Source organism: Frigidibacter sp. MR17.24, from assembly GCF_037095655.1.
Taxonomy (GTDB): domain Bacteria; phylum Pseudomonadota; class Alphaproteobacteria; order Rhodobacterales; family Rhodobacteraceae; genus Frigidibacter.
In genome coordinates this window covers 85149-99141 of record NZ_JBAWKE010000009.1, presented here as the reverse complement: position 1 = coordinate 99141, position 13993 = coordinate 85149, and the positions used below count along the sequence as shown (strand labels likewise).

Annotated in this window: 11 protein-coding genes and 1 pseudogene; 2 read left to right on the top strand and 10 right to left on the bottom strand. The window is 73.8% G+C overall.

Annotated elements, in window-relative coordinates; genetic code table 11:
* Positions 1–37: 37 nt before the first annotated feature.
* The 3 genes from V8J39_RS20245 to V8J39_RS20235 all read right to left on the bottom strand — a co-directional run bounded on the left by V8J39_RS20245 (position 38) and on the right by V8J39_RS20235 (position 3446).
* Positions 38–1591, bottom strand: a complete 1554-nt coding sequence (locus tag V8J39_RS20245; protein WP_336462783.1) for a peptidoglycan -binding protein — start codon at positions 1589–1591, stop codon at positions 38–40.
* Position 1592: 1 nt separating this feature from the next.
* On the bottom strand, positions 1593–2708 hold the full coding sequence (locus tag V8J39_RS20240; protein ID WP_442902624.1) for a biopolymer transporter ExbB: 1116 nt from the start codon (positions 2706–2708) through the stop codon (positions 1593–1595).
* 177 nt (positions 2709–2885) lie between these two features.
* Positions 2886–3446 carry a gamma-glutamylcyclotransferase gene (locus V8J39_RS20235; RefSeq protein WP_336462781.1) on the bottom strand — a complete coding sequence of 187 codons (561 nt, stop codon included), beginning with the start codon at positions 3444–3446 and terminating at the stop codon, positions 2886–2888.
* 151 nt (positions 3447–3597) lie between these two features.
* Between V8J39_RS20235 and V8J39_RS20230 the strand changes: the two genes are divergently transcribed.
* Complete coding sequence (locus V8J39_RS20230) at positions 3598–4635, top strand: DUF2125 domain-containing protein (RefSeq protein WP_336462780.1); 1038 nt, start codon at positions 3598–3600, stop codon at positions 4633–4635.
* On the opposite strand, the gene V8J39_RS20225 is transcribed toward V8J39_RS20230, so the two are convergent.
* The 6 genes and pseudogenes from V8J39_RS20225 to V8J39_RS20200 form a co-directional block, all read right to left on the bottom strand.
* The gene (locus V8J39_RS20225) at positions 4632–5804 is read right to left on the bottom strand and encodes an extensin family protein (protein ID WP_336462779.1); all 1173 of its coding nucleotides are present in this window, start codon (positions 5802–5804) and stop codon (positions 4632–4634) included. The two genes, V8J39_RS20230 and V8J39_RS20225, sit on opposite strands and share 4 nt — an antisense overlap.
* The gene (locus V8J39_RS20220) at positions 5801–6727 is read right to left on the bottom strand and encodes a prephenate/arogenate dehydrogenase family protein (RefSeq protein ID WP_336462778.1); all 927 of its coding nucleotides are present in this window, start codon (positions 6725–6727) and stop codon (positions 5801–5803) included. Before V8J39_RS20220 ends, V8J39_RS20225 begins: the two co-directional genes overlap by 4 nt.
* Positions 6728–6849: 122 nt before the next feature.
* A pseudogene (gene hisC / locus V8J39_RS20215) lies at positions 6850–7923 on the bottom strand (histidinol-phosphate transaminase); the annotation flags it as partial.
* A 292-nt stretch (positions 7924–8215) separates the two neighbouring features.
* Positions 8216–8836, bottom strand: coding sequence for a 30S ribosomal protein S4 (gene rpsD, locus V8J39_RS20210; RefSeq protein ID WP_336462777.1), 621 nt, complete (start codon positions 8834–8836; stop codon positions 8216–8218).
* Positions 8837–9127: 291 nt separating this feature from the next.
* Positions 9128–10258, bottom strand: a complete 1131-nt coding sequence (locus V8J39_RS20205; RefSeq protein WP_336462776.1) for a Hint domain-containing protein — start codon at positions 10256–10258, stop codon at positions 9128–9130.
* A 198-nt stretch (positions 10259–10456) separates the two neighbouring features.
* Positions 10457–11560, bottom strand: a complete 1104-nt coding sequence (locus tag V8J39_RS20200; protein WP_336462775.1) for a lipid A-modifier LpxR family protein — start codon at positions 11558–11560, stop codon at positions 10457–10459.
* 213 nt (positions 11561–11773) lie between these two features.
* Here V8J39_RS20200 and V8J39_RS20195 point away from each other — a divergent pair, with 213 nt between their 5' ends.
* Positions 11774–13132 (top strand): chloride channel protein, encoded by a 1359-nt coding sequence (locus V8J39_RS20195; RefSeq protein WP_336462774.1) that lies wholly within the window; start codon positions 11774–11776, stop codon positions 13130–13132.
* A 204-nt stretch (positions 13133–13336) separates the two neighbouring features.
* On the opposite strand, the gene V8J39_RS20190 is transcribed toward V8J39_RS20195, so the two are convergent.
* Complete coding sequence (locus tag V8J39_RS20190) at positions 13337–13888, bottom strand: cupin domain-containing protein (protein WP_336462773.1); 552 nt, start codon at positions 13886–13888, stop codon at positions 13337–13339.
* Positions 13889–13993: the final 105 nt, after the last annotated feature.

The window sequence follows — 13993 nt, the reverse complement described above, 5'->3', positions numbered from 1 at the left end:
CCCCCCCCCCCCCCCCCCCCCCCCTTGCGTCACCGTCTCAGCGCTCGGTCAGCTTCAGCTCGATGCGCCGGTTCGCCGCCCGCGCCTCGGGGCTGTCGCCCTCGGCCACCGGCCGGTACTGCCCGAAGCCCGTCGCCGCCAGCCGCTGCGGCGCAAAGCCAAGCCCGTCGATCATGTAGCGCACGACCGACAGCGCCCGGGCCTGCGACAGCTCCCAGTTGTCGCGATAGCGCCCGCTGCCCGACAGCGGCGTCGTGTCGGTGTGGCCGTCGACGCGGATGATCCAGTCGATGCTGTCGGGGATCTCGCTGGCGATGTCGTTCAGGATCGAGGCGACGCCCGCGATCTGCGAGCGTCCCTCGGCCGACAGGTCGGCCGAGCCGGGCTCGAACAGCACCTCGGACGAGAACACGAAGCGGTCGCCCACCACCCGCACGCCCTCGCGCCCGTCCAGAAGCTGCGACAGCCGCGCGAAGAATTCCGAGCGGTAGCGGCGCAGGTCCTTGGCCTCGGCCTCCAGCCGCTCGCGCTCGGCCTCCTCCAGCGCCGCGCGGCGGCGCTGCTCGGCCGCGACCTGCGCCAGCGCCGAGTTCAGCTGCGCCCCCAGGTTCTCGATCTGCACCTTGGCCGCGCTGTCGCGGTCGGCCGAGGCATCGAGCAGCGACTGCAGCCCCTGCAGCTGCGACCGCAGCGCGTTCACCTGCTCGTTCAGCAGCGCGAGCCGGCGCTGGCCGTCGGCCGAGACCTGCTGTTCCTGCGCCAGCCGCGCCCGCGCCTCGGCCAGCAGCGCCGCCTGCCGCTCGGCCTCGCTGCCCTGCACCCCCTCGAGATCCTTCTTCGCCGCCTCCGCCGCCGCCAGCAGCGTCAGCGTCTCCTCGGCGCGCCGGCGGCTGTCCTCCAGCGCAAGCGTCATCGCCGTCAGCTCGTCCTCGGAACTCGCCAGCCGCTCGCGCAGCGCCGCGGCCGCCGCGGCATCGGCCAGCCGCGCCGCCTCCTGGTCCGAAATCGCCTGCTGCGCCTGCGCCAGCGCCGTGGCGGCGGCATCGCCCTTCTGGCGCAGGTCCGCGACCAGCGCCTCGAGCGCCTCGCGCCGGGCCGCGGCCAGCCGCGCGGCTTCGGTCTGGGCATCGATCTCGCTGCGCGCCTGCGCCAGCGCCGCGGCGGCGGTATCGCGCTCGCCCCGGGCCGCGTCGCGGTCCGAGATCAGCGCCGCCACCTGCGCCTCGAATTCGGTGATCCGGCCCTGCGCCGCCTGCAGCTGGTCGGACTGCGCCGCGATCTGGGCGTTCAGGGTGGTGATCAGCCGGGTCTGGCGGTCGGCCTCGGCCTGGGCCGCGTCGAGCCCGCCCTGCAGTTCGGCCACACGCGACCGCTCCAGCCCCAGCGCATCGGCAAGCGAGGCGACCTGGTCGCCCAGCGACGACAGCTCGCTCGCCTGGCTCGAGATCCGGTCGCGCAGCACCGACTGCACCACCGTGAAGATCGTCACGATGAACATCAGCACCATCAGCAGCGTCGTCACCGCGTCGACGAAGCCTGGCCAGATGTTGGAATGCGCCCCCCCGCGACGGCGCCGCGACGACAGCGCCATCTCAGCCTCTCCGCCCGGTCAGCGCCTCGTGCGTGGTCAGCCCGCGCACCGCGCGCGTGAGCGCGGCCAGATCGCCGCGCAGCTCGCCCACCGCCTCCTGCCGGCCCGCCGCGACCTCCTCGAGCAGTCGCAGCAGCTGCACGTCGATCGAGCGCAGGCGCATCCGGGTCTCGGCCTCGCCATAGGGCCCGTCCTCGGTCGCGCCGCGTTCCAGCAGCTCCGCGATCCGCTCCTGCCCCGCCGCGATGCGCACGAGATGCTGGTCCGAGGCCGTCCCGGCCTCGAGCGTGCGCGTCAGCCGCTCGACGCTGTCCGACAGCTGCGACAGCCGGTGGTCCACCGCGACGCCGGCCTCGGCATTGCGCGCGACCAGTTCCTGCAGCGCGCCCATCTGCTCGGCCATGTAGTCGACGACCTGCGCGAGCGACCCCGCGTCGCCGCCCTCGCCGCTGGCGAAGGACAGCCGCGAGATCGTCGTCAGCCATTCCTCAAGCTCGCGGTAGAACCGGTTCTGCCCGTGGCTCGCGAACAGCTCGAGCAGCCCCACCACCAGCGAGCCCGCAAGCCCCAGAAGCGAGGACGAGAAGGCCGTGCCCATGCCGCCCAGCTGCGATTCCAGCCCGTGCATCAGCCGGTCGAACACCGCCATCGGGTTCTCGTCGCCCTGCGGGGCCAGGTCGCGGATCGTCTGCACCACCGCCGGAACCGTCGTCGCCAGCCCGTAGAACGTGCCCAGAAGACCAAGGAAGATCAGCAGGTTGGCAAGGTAGCGCGTGATGTCGCGCCCCTCCTCGATCCGGTCCTCGACGCTTTCGAGGATCGTGCGCGCCGACGAGGCGGCGATCTGGCTCGACCGCGCGCGCCCGCGCAGCAGCCCCGCCAGCGGCGCCATCAGCGTCGGCGGATGCGCCGCCGCGCCCTCGCGCCCCGAGACGAAGCGGTCGATCCAGGCCACGGATTTCGCCAGCTGGTAGACCTGCCAGAAGCAGGTCAGCACCCCCAGCACGAAGACGAACAGGATCGTGCCGTTCAGCCAGGGGTTCGAGGCGAAGACCGACATCACCTGCGCCAGGATCAGCCAGGCGCCGGCCACCACCAGCGCGCAGACCACCAGCATCAGCACCGCCTGCCGCACCGGCTGCGAGAAGAACGGCCGCGGCTGGGTCAGGATCCGGTCCTTCAGACCACGCGCAGGGTCGGCCACAGGGGAGGTCGGGCCAGGAGGTGGGCTCTGCATGTCTCGCTTTCCGGCGGTTTGGGGAATCATAGCGAAACGCCCCCGCGCCCGCCAATCTTAATCGCTTGATAACCCTGATGCGCCGCCGGTTTCGCCCGCAGCCAGATGCCGCACCCGCGCGGCCAGCCAGTCCAGGTCCGGGTCGCCCAGCCCCAGCGCATCAAGGTGGCTTTGCGTGTTCCACAGGTAGTCGCGGTTCGGCCCCCGCCCGCCGGTCGCGCCGAGGATCACCTGCGCCTGCCGCTCCAGCGTCAGGTCGCCGCAATACTGCCGGTGGCCGGGATCGACGACATAGGCCAGCGCCCGCACCGACCGGCCATCGGTCAGCGCCAGCTCGACCTCGCGCTCGAGATAGGCCGACGAGACCAGCTCGCGCTCGCGCAGGTAGGCCAGCGTCTCGGCCTCGGCCCCCGGCGCGACCTTCAGCGCAAGGCCCAGACAGGCGCGCCCGGGCGCGGCATCCAGCGCAAGCACCAGGCCCGGGTTGGCCTCGGTGCCGCGGTGGTGGATCGACCACATGCAGAAGCTGCGGTGCCAGTCGGGCAGGCGCGCGGCCACCTGCTCGGCCACCGGGAACCCCGGCTGCCAGATCAGCGATCCGTATCCGAACACCCACATGTCAGCACCCCGCCCCGTTTCCCGCCCTGTTCGCCGCCCGCCCGCGGCTGTAAAGCTTGCGACCGGACAGGAGGCCCCGCCTGTCCCCGTCCGGCCCCGCCGCAGCGCAGCCCGACCAAGCGCAGGCCCGATCAAGAGGAAACTCCCGCCGATGGCAACCCCCTTCCCCCGATCGCTGAAGGCGATGATCTGGCTGCTCGCGCTGCTGGCCCTGGGCTGGTCGGCCTATTGGGTCGCGGGATCGCGGCTGGTGCTGCAGGGCGCGCGGGCGGCGCTGGCGCAGGCGGTGGCGGCGGGGCGGGCCGACCCGGCAGAGCTGTCGATCGCGGGCTTTCCGAACCGCTTCGACCTGACCGCGCAGCCGATCGTCCTGCGCAGCGCCGGGAACTGGGCCGAATGGCAGGCGCCGCGGATCGATCTCTATGCGCTGGGCTGGCGGCCGAACCGGGTGATCTTCGACCTGCCGGCGGCGCAGCGGCTGCGCCTCGGGCGGCTGTCGGCCCGGCTTCAGGTCGCGGCCGCCCGCGGCTCGGTCGCGGTCGGCTTCTCGCCCGCGCTGCCGCTCGAACAGGCCGTGCTGGTGACCGGGCCCGGCGAGATCCGCGCCGAGGCGGCCGCGGCCGAGGGGCCGATCACCGCCTTCGACAGCCTGCGGCTGGCGACCCGCGCCACCGACGCGACCGGCCTGCGCCAGCAGCTCGGGCTCGAGATCGCGAACCTCGCGCTGCCGGCGGCGGTGCAGGCGCAGATGGGCGCCCTGCCCGCGCGCATCGACCGGCTGCATGCCGACGTGACGGTGACGCTGCCCGCGCCGATCGACCGCGCGGCGCTGAGCGGGCCGCTGCCGCGCCCGCAGGCCTTCGAGGTGACCGACCTGTCGCTGGCGCTGGGGCCGGCCACGCTTGCGGCCAGCGGGCAGCTCTCGCTGGGGGCCGATGGCGTGCTCGACGGCGCGCTGCAGCTCGAGGCGGCGAACTGGAACGACCTGCTGACCCTCGCCGTCGCCAGCGGGCTGGTCGATCGCGACATCGCGCGCACCTACGGCCGCGCGCTCGACGGGCTGGCGCAGCTGACCGGCGCCCGCGACGGGCGGCTGCAGGTGCCGCTGACGATCAGCAAGGGGTTCATGTCTCTCGGGCCGCTGCCGCTGGGCCCGGCCCCGCGGCTGCCGCCGGCGCAGGGGCTTTAGCGGCAATAGGCGCTGCGGGCGCGCGGCGCGGTGTCGAGGTGGATGTGGTCCTCGTGGAACCCGTCCGATCCGGGGCCGAGCACGGTGCCGAACGGACCGCAGGCGGCATCGTGGATCCGCCTGAGCACCTTGCCCGCCTCGGGCGCGCGCCAGTCGGCGCTGACGCTCAGCACCCGGCCGTCGGCCAGCGTCAGCCCCGAGACGTCGACCGCCTTGCCGCGCCCGTGCTCGCTGACCTTGGCGCCGGGCTGGTTGTTGCGCGGCCGGCAGGTGTAGGAGCCCGCGATCTCCAGCCGGGCAAGCCCGCCGCCCATCCGCCCCACCGCCGGCTTCACCGCGCGCTCGACCCAGGTGTCGAGCGTGCGCGCGGTCTGGCAGTCGATCTCGGCGGGCAGCGACAGCGCGATGCCCGAGACCGAGGTCACGCGCACGCCGTCGCTCAGCCCGCAGCCCTTCACCGGCTCGACCTTGTCGGCGATCGGCACGCCGCGGATCGAGGTGACGCCGCAGACGAAGCCGCCGGGCCCGCGCTCGACCGCGCGGCCGGGCGGCATCGCGGTCGGGGTGACGACCTCGGTCGGGCTTTCCGGGCGGTGGGCGGGGCGCCCCTCGGGGCGGGGCGAGCGGAAGGGGATCGTCGCGCCGCCGCCGATCCCGGCGCCGATCCCGGCCTCGGGGGCGCCACCGTCGGGCGTGGGCGCCGCCTCCGCCTCGGGGCGGGCCGGCGCGACCGGGAAGGCCGCGAGCGACCCCGCGCCGGGGCGGATGCCGGCGGCGATGCTTGCCCGTTGCGGCGGCGCGCCGGGCGCGGCACCCGGGCTCGGGTCCTTGGCGTCCGCGCCCGGCGGCCGGGCCCGCGGCCGGACGCCGGTGAAGGCCAGCGGCTGCGCGGGCGGCGCGGCGACAGGCTCAGGGCTGGCGGCGGGACTGGGGGCGGGTGTCACCGGCCGGGGACCGGGAAAGACGAGGCTCGCCGTGGGGCGCGACGGCACGACCGCGGGCGCCGCGGTGTCCGCCGCAGTGTCGGTCGCAGTGTCCGCCGCGCGCTCGGGCGCCGCCTGCGGGCGCGGCGAGCGCTGCGGCGCGGTGCCCTCGCCCGCGGCCAGCGCGAGCATGGGCACGGCCGCAAGCAGCACCGCCAGCAGGTGCCGGCGGCCGCGCGGGCTCATGCCTCGGCCTTGACGGCTCCGCGCCCGAAGTCCGGCGCCGCCGTATCCTGCCCCGCCTCGATGATGCCGCGGCGGATCGCGCGGGTGCGAGTGAAATAGTCGAACAGCTGCTCGCCGTCGCCCATGCGGATCGCGCGCTGCAGCGCGAACAGCTCCTCGGTGAAGCGTCCGAGGATTTCCAGCGTCGCGTCCTTGTTGGTCAGGAACACGTCGCGCCACATCGTCGGGTCCGAGGCCGCGATCCGGGTGAAGTCGCGGAAGCCCGAGGCGGAATACTGGATCACCTCGGAGTTCGACACGCGTTCCAGGTGGTCGGCGACGCCGACCATCGTGTAGGCGATCAGGTGCGGCGTGTGCGACACCACCGCCAGCACGAGGTCGTGGTGGTCGGCCTCCATCGTGTCGACCTTGGCGCCGATCCCCTCGAGCAGCGCGCGCAGCCGGTCGGTCGCGGCGGGCGCGGCTTCCTCGACCGGGGTCAGCAGCCACCAGCGGTTGCGAAACAGCGTGGCGAAGCCCGACCGCGGCCCCGAATGCTCGGTCCCCGCCAGCGGGTGGCCGGGAATGAACTGCACGCCCTCGGGCAGGTGCGGGCCCACCGCCTCGATCACGGCGCGCTTGACCGATCCGACGTCGGTGACGGTGGCGCCGGGCGCCAGATGCGGGCCGATCTCGGCCGCGACCGCGCCCATCGCGCCCACCGGCACGCACAGCACGACCAGATCGGCGCCCTGCACCGCCTCGGCCGCCGTGGCGCAGACCCGATCGACGAACCCGACCTCGCGCGCGGCGTCGCGGGTCTCGGCCGAGCGGGCATGGCCGACGATCTCGCCGGCAAGTCCCGCGGCCTTCATCGCATGGCCCATCGACGAGGCGATCAGACCAAGGCCGATCAGCGCGACGCGGTCGTAGATCCGGCTCATGCGCCCTGACCCGTTCCCGAACCGGATCCCTGCCCGGATCCCTGCCCGGCACCCGCCGGCGCCGCGATCCCCGGCCCGCCATCAAGCGGCGTCGCGGCGGCCTGCTCGGCGGTGGCGCGGGCCTTGAACAGGCCGACGGCATGGGCGACCCGGCGGCACGAGGCCTCGTCGCCGACGGTAATGCGCAGGCAGTTGGGCAGGTTGTAGCTCGTCACCCGGCGCACGATCAGGCCCTGGCTCTGCAGCCAGAGATCGCAGGCCTCGGCCTCGGCCGGATCAGCGAAGCGCGCGAGGATGAAGTTCGCCGTCGAGGTATCTGACGGCACACCCTTTTCCATCAAAGCTTCAGCAAGCCACGCCCGCATCCGCGTGTTCTCGGCGCGGCAGCGGTCGATATGGTCCTGATCGCGCACCGCGGCCTCGGCGACCTCGAGCTGGGCCGAGGACAGGTTGAACGGGCCGCGGATGCGGTTGAGCACGTCGATGATCTCGCGCGAGGCATAGCCCCAGCCGATGCGCAGCCCGCCGAGACCGTAGATCTTCGAGAAGGTGCGCGTCATCATCACGTTCGCCCGCGTCGTCGCAAGCCAGGCGCCGCCGTCATAGGCCGGGACATATTCGGCATAGGCCCCGTCGAGCACCAGGATCGCGCCGGCCGGCAGGCCGTTCGCCAGCCGCTCGATCTCGGCCAGGCCGATCATCGTGCCGGTCGGGTTGTTGGGGTTGGCGATGAAGACGAGCTTGGTGCGCGGCGTGCAGGCCGCGAGGATCGCGTCGACATCGGTCACCCGGTCGCGCTCCTTCACCTCGACCGGCGTCGCGCCGGCGGCGAGCGTCGAGACGCGATAGAGCAGGAAGCCGTGCTCGGTGAAGATCACCTCGTCCCCGGGGCCGGCATAGGCTTGGCACATCAGGTTGAGGATCTCGTCCGAGCCGACGCCGCAGATGATCCGGTCGGGATCGAGCCCGTGCACGTCGCCGATCGCCTGGCGCAGGCTGCGGTGGTCGGTCGAGGGGTAGCGGTGCATCCGGTGGACGGCGCGCAGGAACGCTTCCTTGGCCTTCTCGCTCGCGCCGAACGGGTTCTCGTTCGACGACAGCTTGATCGCGTCCGACACGCCCGAGACATGCGAGGCACCCCCCTGGTAAAGGGCGATGTCCATGATGCCGGGCTGCGGCTGGATGCGGTCTGACATGGGGCGACTCCGATTTCCCCGCCCTTCTATCGGTGCCGCCGGGGTGAATCCAGCTGCATCTGCCCGCGCCGGCCCGCCCGGCCCGGGCGTTGCAGATCGGCCTGCGGCCGTGCCTCCGGCGGGGATATTTGGACAAAGTCGAAGGCAGTCTCGACTTTGTCCAAATATCCCGGGGGTGAATGGACCGAAGGTCCAGAGGGGGCAGCGCCCCCTCTCTCTGCCCTGCCCAGCCAAAGCGAAAGGGCCGCACCCTGCGGCGCGGCCCTTCCTGAAACTCTCGCTGACCCGGGGATCAGTTCTGGGCGTAGAATTCGACGACCAGGTTCGGTTCCATGACGACCGGGTAGGGCACGTCCGACAGGCCCGGGGTGCGCACGAAGGTCGCGGTCATCTTCGAGTGGTCGACTTCCAGGTAGTCCGGGACGTCGCGCTCGGCCGACTGGGCGGCCTCGAGGACGATGGCGAGCTGCTTCGAACGGTCACGGACGGCGACGACATCGCCTTCCTTGACGCGGTACGAGCCGATGTTGACGCGCTTGCCGTTCACGGTGACGTGGCCGTGGTTCACGAACTGGCGGGCGGCGAAGACGGTCGGCACGAACTTGGCGCGGTAGACGATCGCGTCCAGGCGGCGCTCGAGCAGGCCGATCAGGTTCTCGGTGGTCTCGCCCTTGACGCGCTCGGCCTCGGCGAAGATCTTGCGGAACTGCTTCTCGGTCAGGTCGCCGTAGTAGCCCTTGAGCTTCTGCTTGGCGCGCAGCTGGGTGCCGAAGTCCGACAGCTTGTTCTTGCGGCGCTGGCCGTGCTGGCCGGGGCCGTATTCACGCTTGTTGACCGGCGACTTGGCGCGGCCCCAGATGTTCTCGCCCATGCGGCGGTCGAGCTTGTACTTGGCAGAGGTGCGTTTGGTCATCTCTGATCTCCTTCTGGCGGGCGCTTGCGCGCCTCTGGTTTGCGAAGGGCGTTGTCCTTTGCCGCAGCCTCTCCCGCATCCGGGATCGTGCCTTGGCCGACAGGGTTCCCCTTGCGGGGTCCACCAACACCAATGAAGCCCCGAGCCGGCGCGCTCCGTCGCAGGGACGGGCCGATCGGGAACGGCGGGCTTATACAGGGGATTCCCCGGCAGTCAAGCACCCGTCTCCGCCCGTCTGCGCCCGTCTCCGCGCGCGTGCCTCCCGCGCCTTTCCCCGGGCCGGCCTCCGGGTCAGGCCGGGCGCGCGGCGGCCAGCGGCGGCTGCCACGGCGGTTGCCGGGCCGGCAGCGCCGCCGGCGGCGGCGCGGGCGCGTGGGCAAGGAGTGCGGCCTGCCCGGCGCCGACGCGGCGCAGGCCGGGCGCCGCCGGGAACCGCGGGAAGCGGTCGAGCGCCGCGCGTTCGGCCGGGGTCAGCAGCGGCGCCGCGGCCTCGGGGTCGAAGCTTTCCGCCCCCGCCCCGTCGAGGTCGAGCAGGTAGCGCCCCGGCAGCATCAGCCAGACCAGCCGGCAGCCCGCGGCGGGCACCGGCCGCGCGACGCCCGTGCGGCCCTCGAGCGTGCGGGCGGCCAGCAGCACCTCGGGCACGCCGAACAGCTCGGCCACCGCGGGGCCGGCGTGGCACAGGAGCTGCCCCGGCCCGAGGACCAGCGCCGCGGCATTGCCCAGGCCCGGGCTCCCGGCGGCAAGGGCCAGCGGGCGCTCGGCCGGCAGTGCCGCGAGCCGCGCGGGGCCAAGCCGGCGCTGCCCGGTCCACAGGATCGGCTGCGCCCCCCCGCCCCGGGTCAGCACGAGGTCTCCGGGGCGAAGCGTGCCCGCGGGGCGCAGGCCGCCGGGCGTCGCGACCGCCGTTTCGGCCCCGATCCCCGGCAGCGGCGTCGCCTGCGCCGCGGGCGGCAGGCGGCGCAGCGAGACGTCGACGATCCACAGCTCGCGCCCCGCGGGCGGCATCTCGGCCTCGAAGGCCAGCGGCGGGCGCGTCGCCGTGCCGCCGAGCGCGGGGGTGAGCAGCATCACCCGCCAGGCGCGGCGGCCGTCGGTGACGAGAAAGCCGTCCGCCGGCGCAAGGTCGAGGCCGTCCGACGGGTCGGGCGCGGCGCCGCCGGCCGACGCGGCAGACGTGCCGAGGCCGACCCCGGCCGCCGCGACCAGCCGGCGGGCGTGGCGGCGCGCGACCGCCCGCAGGCGCGCGCGGTCGGCGGCATCGGCCAGTTCCAGCAGGCCCGGCCCGCCCTCGATCCGGGTGGCGGTGCCGTCCCAGCGCCAGGTCGCGCCGCGGCCCAGCGCCTCGGGACCGGCGGCGCGGCGGCCGTCGGTCTCGGTCTGGTCCCAGGAAATGACGAATGTCCCGCCTGCGCCGGTCATCTGTCCGCTCATCCGTGCCGAGGCACTGCCCATATCGCGACCGTCCGCGGCGCCGTCGTGCCGCGTCCCGGCCCGCGACCCCTGCTGCCCGCCCGGTCGTTGCCGGGCCGTCCCGGTCCGTTCGGCCGGGGGTTCGCGACAGGCTAGCAGGTCGCGGCGGGCCGCGAAAGCGTTTCGCGGCGCGGGCGCGGCGGCGGGTCAGAAATCGAAGCGGATGCGCAACGCCCCGACAAGCTGGCCCGAGGGCTGGCCGACGACGTCGCGCGACAGCCAGCCGAGCCCGTAGAACACGCCGAACCCCTCGGCGCGCGAGGCAAGGCCCGCGCGCAGCCGCAGCCGGGTGTCGGCGGCGCGGGCGGGGCCGCTGCCCGGAAGATAGGCGCTGTCGAGCACCTGCGCGAGATCGACGCCAAGCTGCAGCTGCAGCCCCGGGCGCGCGCGGCCGGCGGCCGAGACGTAGCGCAGGCCGGTGCCGGTGTCGCGCGACCAGATCGCCCCGGTCTCGATCCGGCCGAGCGACAGGTCGGCGCCGGCGCGCAGCAGGGTCTCGTCGCCGGCGCGGGCCTCGAGGAAGGGGTGCAGGCGCGCCCAGCCCGCAAGCGCGAGGTCGCGGCCGGTCTCGACCGTGACGGTGGGCAGCAGCCGGTCGCCAAGCTGCGCCCGCGGCAGGACGTCGCCGAAGGGCTGCGCCCCGATCGCGGCATGCAGGTCGCGGTGCAGCCGGGCGATGCCGGTCTGCGGGCCCACCGCCACGAGGTCGAGCCCCGCGACCCAGTCGGACGCGCCGCGCGCCCAGTGGCTGTGCAGCCCGAAGGACAGGATCCCGGCATAGGGCCGGTCGCCGGGCGCCGGATGCGACAGGTTCGCCGGCGCCAGCGCCTCGGCCCGCAGGCGGAACTCGAGGATCTCGCCCGGCCGCCGGGGCAGCTGCCCCAGCCACCGCCCCTGCCGCTTCGGTCCGCGCAGGACCGAGACCTGGTAGGCGCCGGTGTGCCAGCGGTCGTGCCGGCCGGCCATGTCGTCGTTGGTCATCAGCCGGCCGATGCCGATCCAGCCCCGCGCCGCGGCGGCCGGGCTGACCCCGGTGCCGCCCGCAGAAAGGCCCACAGACGGGCCCGCAGGAGGAACCGCGGCATCGCCCGCGGGACCGGGGGCGAAACCGGGCGCCGCCCCGCCGCCCTCCTGTGCCGCAGCGGGCGCCAGCGGCGCGGCCGCAAGACCGATCGCCAGCGCCAGCGCGGCACCGTGCCGGTCGCGCAGGCGCGTCACCGTCCGCAGGACGGCCCGTATCGCAGTGAACATGAATCCGGCCCTCAGGCCCCCGCAGCCCGGATAGGGCCGGCGCGGGTCGGCGTCGAGCGGATTTGAAAAGGTCGGTTAAATTGTAACGGACGGGCCCCGCGTGACAGACAGCCCCGCGCGCCCGCCCGCAACGCGTCGTGATGCCGCGCTGGCGGAGTTCCGCTTGCATCCGGGGCCCGAGGGGCGCAAAGGCAGGCCGAAAGGGGTCGGCCGATGGATCTGCGCAAGGAAATGAGGAAGGGGATGGTGCGGCGCTCGCGGGCGCTGGTCATCTCGCCGCGGTTCTGGAAATCGCGGATCGTGTTCTGGGCCGGGGCGGTGACGGTCGGGCTGGTCAGCCTTGGCTTCGCGCGCGCCGCGGACGAGAGCCAGCGGCTGTTCCAGGACCTGATCGGGCATGGCGAGCGCGCCTGGATCGCGCTCCTGCTCACGCCCGCGGGCTTCGTCTTCTGCGCCTGGGCCGCGGCGCGGTTCTTCCCGGGCACGCAGGGATCGGGCATCCCGCAGGCGATCGCCGCGCGCCACCTCGACCGCGAGAGCCGGGGCGTCTACCTGACGATCCGGCTGGCGGCGGGCAAGCTGGTGCTGACGCTGATCGGGCTGTTGTGCGGCGCCTCCTCGGGGCGCGAGGGACCGACGGTGCAGATCGGCGCCGCGATCATGCTGCTGGCGGCGCGGATCGGTGGCATGGCGCAGGCGCGCGGGCTGATCCTCGCGGGGTCGGCCGCCGGGGTCGCGGCGGCGTTCAACACGCCGCTCGCCGGCATCGTCTTCGCGATCGAGGAGATGAGCCGCAGCTATTCCGCGCGCACCAACGGCGTCGTGCTGTCGGCGGTGATCATCGCCGGCGTGACGACCTATGCGATCGACGGCAGCTACACCTATTACGGCGAGACCGACGTGGCGGCGCTGCTGCTTGACGACTGGCCGATCGTGCTGGCGACCGGGATCGCCGGCGGGCTGCTGGGCGCGGTCTTCACCAAGGGCACGCTGTGGTGCACCCGCCGGATCCGCCGCATCCGCCGGCTGGTGCCGGGGCGCCGGCTGGTGGCGGTCGCGGCCGCGACCGGGCTCGTCGTCGCGCTCGCGGGCCTGCTGACCCATGGCGACGTCTTCGGCACCAGCTACGAAGAGGCGCGCGGCGCCGTCGAGGGCCAGAGCCTGTCGCCGCTGTTCTTCATCGCGAAATTCGTGGCGACGCTCGCGACCACGGTCTCGGGCATCCCGGGCGGGCTGTTCGCGCCCTCGCTCTCGGTCGGCGCGGGGCTTGGCAACTGGCTGGGGCAGATGCTCGGGGCCGATCTCGGGCTGGCGACGGTGCTGGGGATGGCGGGCTATTTCGCGGGCGTGGTCCAGGCACCGATGACCGCCTTCATCATCGTGGTCGAGATGACGGGCAGCCATGACGACATCATCCCGATCATGACCTCGGCGATGCTGGGCTACGGGCTGTCGCGCATCGTCTGCCCCGAGCCGCTCTACCACGCGCTCTCGCGCCTGTGGATCGCCGACGCGATCCGCGCCCGCCGCGCCATCGAGCAGGCCGCGCGCGAGGAAGACCGCGCCGGCTGATCCCCGCCATCCGGGCTGCACCCCCGGCCTCCGCCTCCCGGTCCCCCGGGCGGCCGGCCCCCCAAATGGCCTGCCACCCGAATGGCCAGCCCACCTTTCGACTTTGCCCAAATATCCCCGCCGGAGGCCTCCGCAATCGCCGCCGCCGCGATGCCGGCTCTCCGCGCCACGGGTCCGACCCCCGCCCGCCCGACGCCGCCCGCCTCAGAAACTTGGCGGCGTGCAGGCGCTGACGACCTCGCAGGGCTCTGGCCCGACGGCGCGGAAGCGGTGGGGGCGGTGGCTGTCGAAGGCATAGGCGTCGCCCGGACCCAGCACGCGCCGCTCGCCCTCGACCGTCACCTCGAGCCGGCCCGACAGCACGATCCCCGCCTCCTCGCCGACGTGGACCAGCGGCACCTTCCCGGTATCGGCGCCCGGCTGGTAGCATTCCCGCAGCATCATCAGCGTCCGCGCCGGGTCCGCCTCGCCCACCCGGCGGTACGAGATCCGGCCCTTGCCGATCTCGACCAGCTCCTCGGCCGCGAAGAAGGCGCGGCGCGGGGCCTCTGGCGCCTGCGCGAAGAATTCCGACAGCCCCACCGGCAGCCCGTCGAGGATCCGCTTCAGCGCGCCGACCGAGGGGTTGGTGCGGTTGGCCTCGATCAGCGAGACGGTCGAGTTCGGCACCCCCACCCGCCGCGCCAGTTCCCGCTGCGACAGGCCGCGCGCCTCGCGCAGCGACCGCAGGCGGCCGCCGATGTCGATCTCCATCATCCCACCCCGTTGCGGTTGTTCATGATCCGCAAACACCCTGCACCAGCGCCACGAAAAATCAATGCCTTGGCGCGGGGCAGAAAAGGGATTGCGCGAGACACCGAA

Bases quoted from the DNA above. Each gene is read 5' to 3' on its own strand.
- V8J39_RS20245 (WP_336462783.1), bottom strand. From the start codon at position 1,591: ATGGCGCTGTCGTCGCGGCGCCGTCGCGGGGGGGCGCATTCCAACATC.
- V8J39_RS20240 (WP_442902624.1), bottom strand. From the start codon at position 2,708: ATGCTGGTGGTCTGCGCGCTGGTGGTGGCCGGCGCCTGGCTGATCCTG.
- V8J39_RS20235 (WP_336462781.1), bottom strand. From the start codon at position 3,446: ATGTGGGTGTTCGGATACGGATCGCTGATCTGGCAGCCGGGGTTCCCG.
- V8J39_RS20230 (WP_336462780.1), top strand. From the start codon at position 3,598: ATGGCAACCCCCTTCCCCCGATCGCTGAAGGCGATGATCTGGCTGCTC.
- V8J39_RS20225 (WP_336462779.1), bottom strand. From the start codon at position 5,804: ATGAGCCCGCGCGGCCGCCGGCACCTGCTGGCGGTGCTGCTTGCGGCC.
- V8J39_RS20220 (WP_336462778.1), bottom strand. From the start codon at position 6,727: ATGAGCCGGATCTACGACCGCGTCGCGCTGATCGGCCTTGGTCTGATC.
- rpsD (WP_336462777.1), bottom strand. From the start codon at position 8,836: ATGACCAAACGCACCTCTGCCAAGTACAAGCTCGACCGCCGCATGGGC.
- V8J39_RS20205 (WP_336462776.1), bottom strand. From the start codon at position 10,258: ATGACCGGCGCAGGCGGGACATTCGTCATTTCCTGGGACCAGACCGAG.
- V8J39_RS20200 (WP_336462775.1), bottom strand. From the start codon at position 11,560: ATGTTCACTGCGATACGGGCCGTCCTGCGGACGGTGACGCGCCTGCGC.
- V8J39_RS20195 (WP_336462774.1), top strand. From the start codon at position 11,774: ATGGATCTGCGCAAGGAAATGAGGAAGGGGATGGTGCGGCGCTCGCGG.
- V8J39_RS20190 (WP_336462773.1), bottom strand. From the start codon at position 13,888: ATGATGGAGATCGACATCGGCGGCCGCCTGCGGTCGCTGCGCGAGGCG.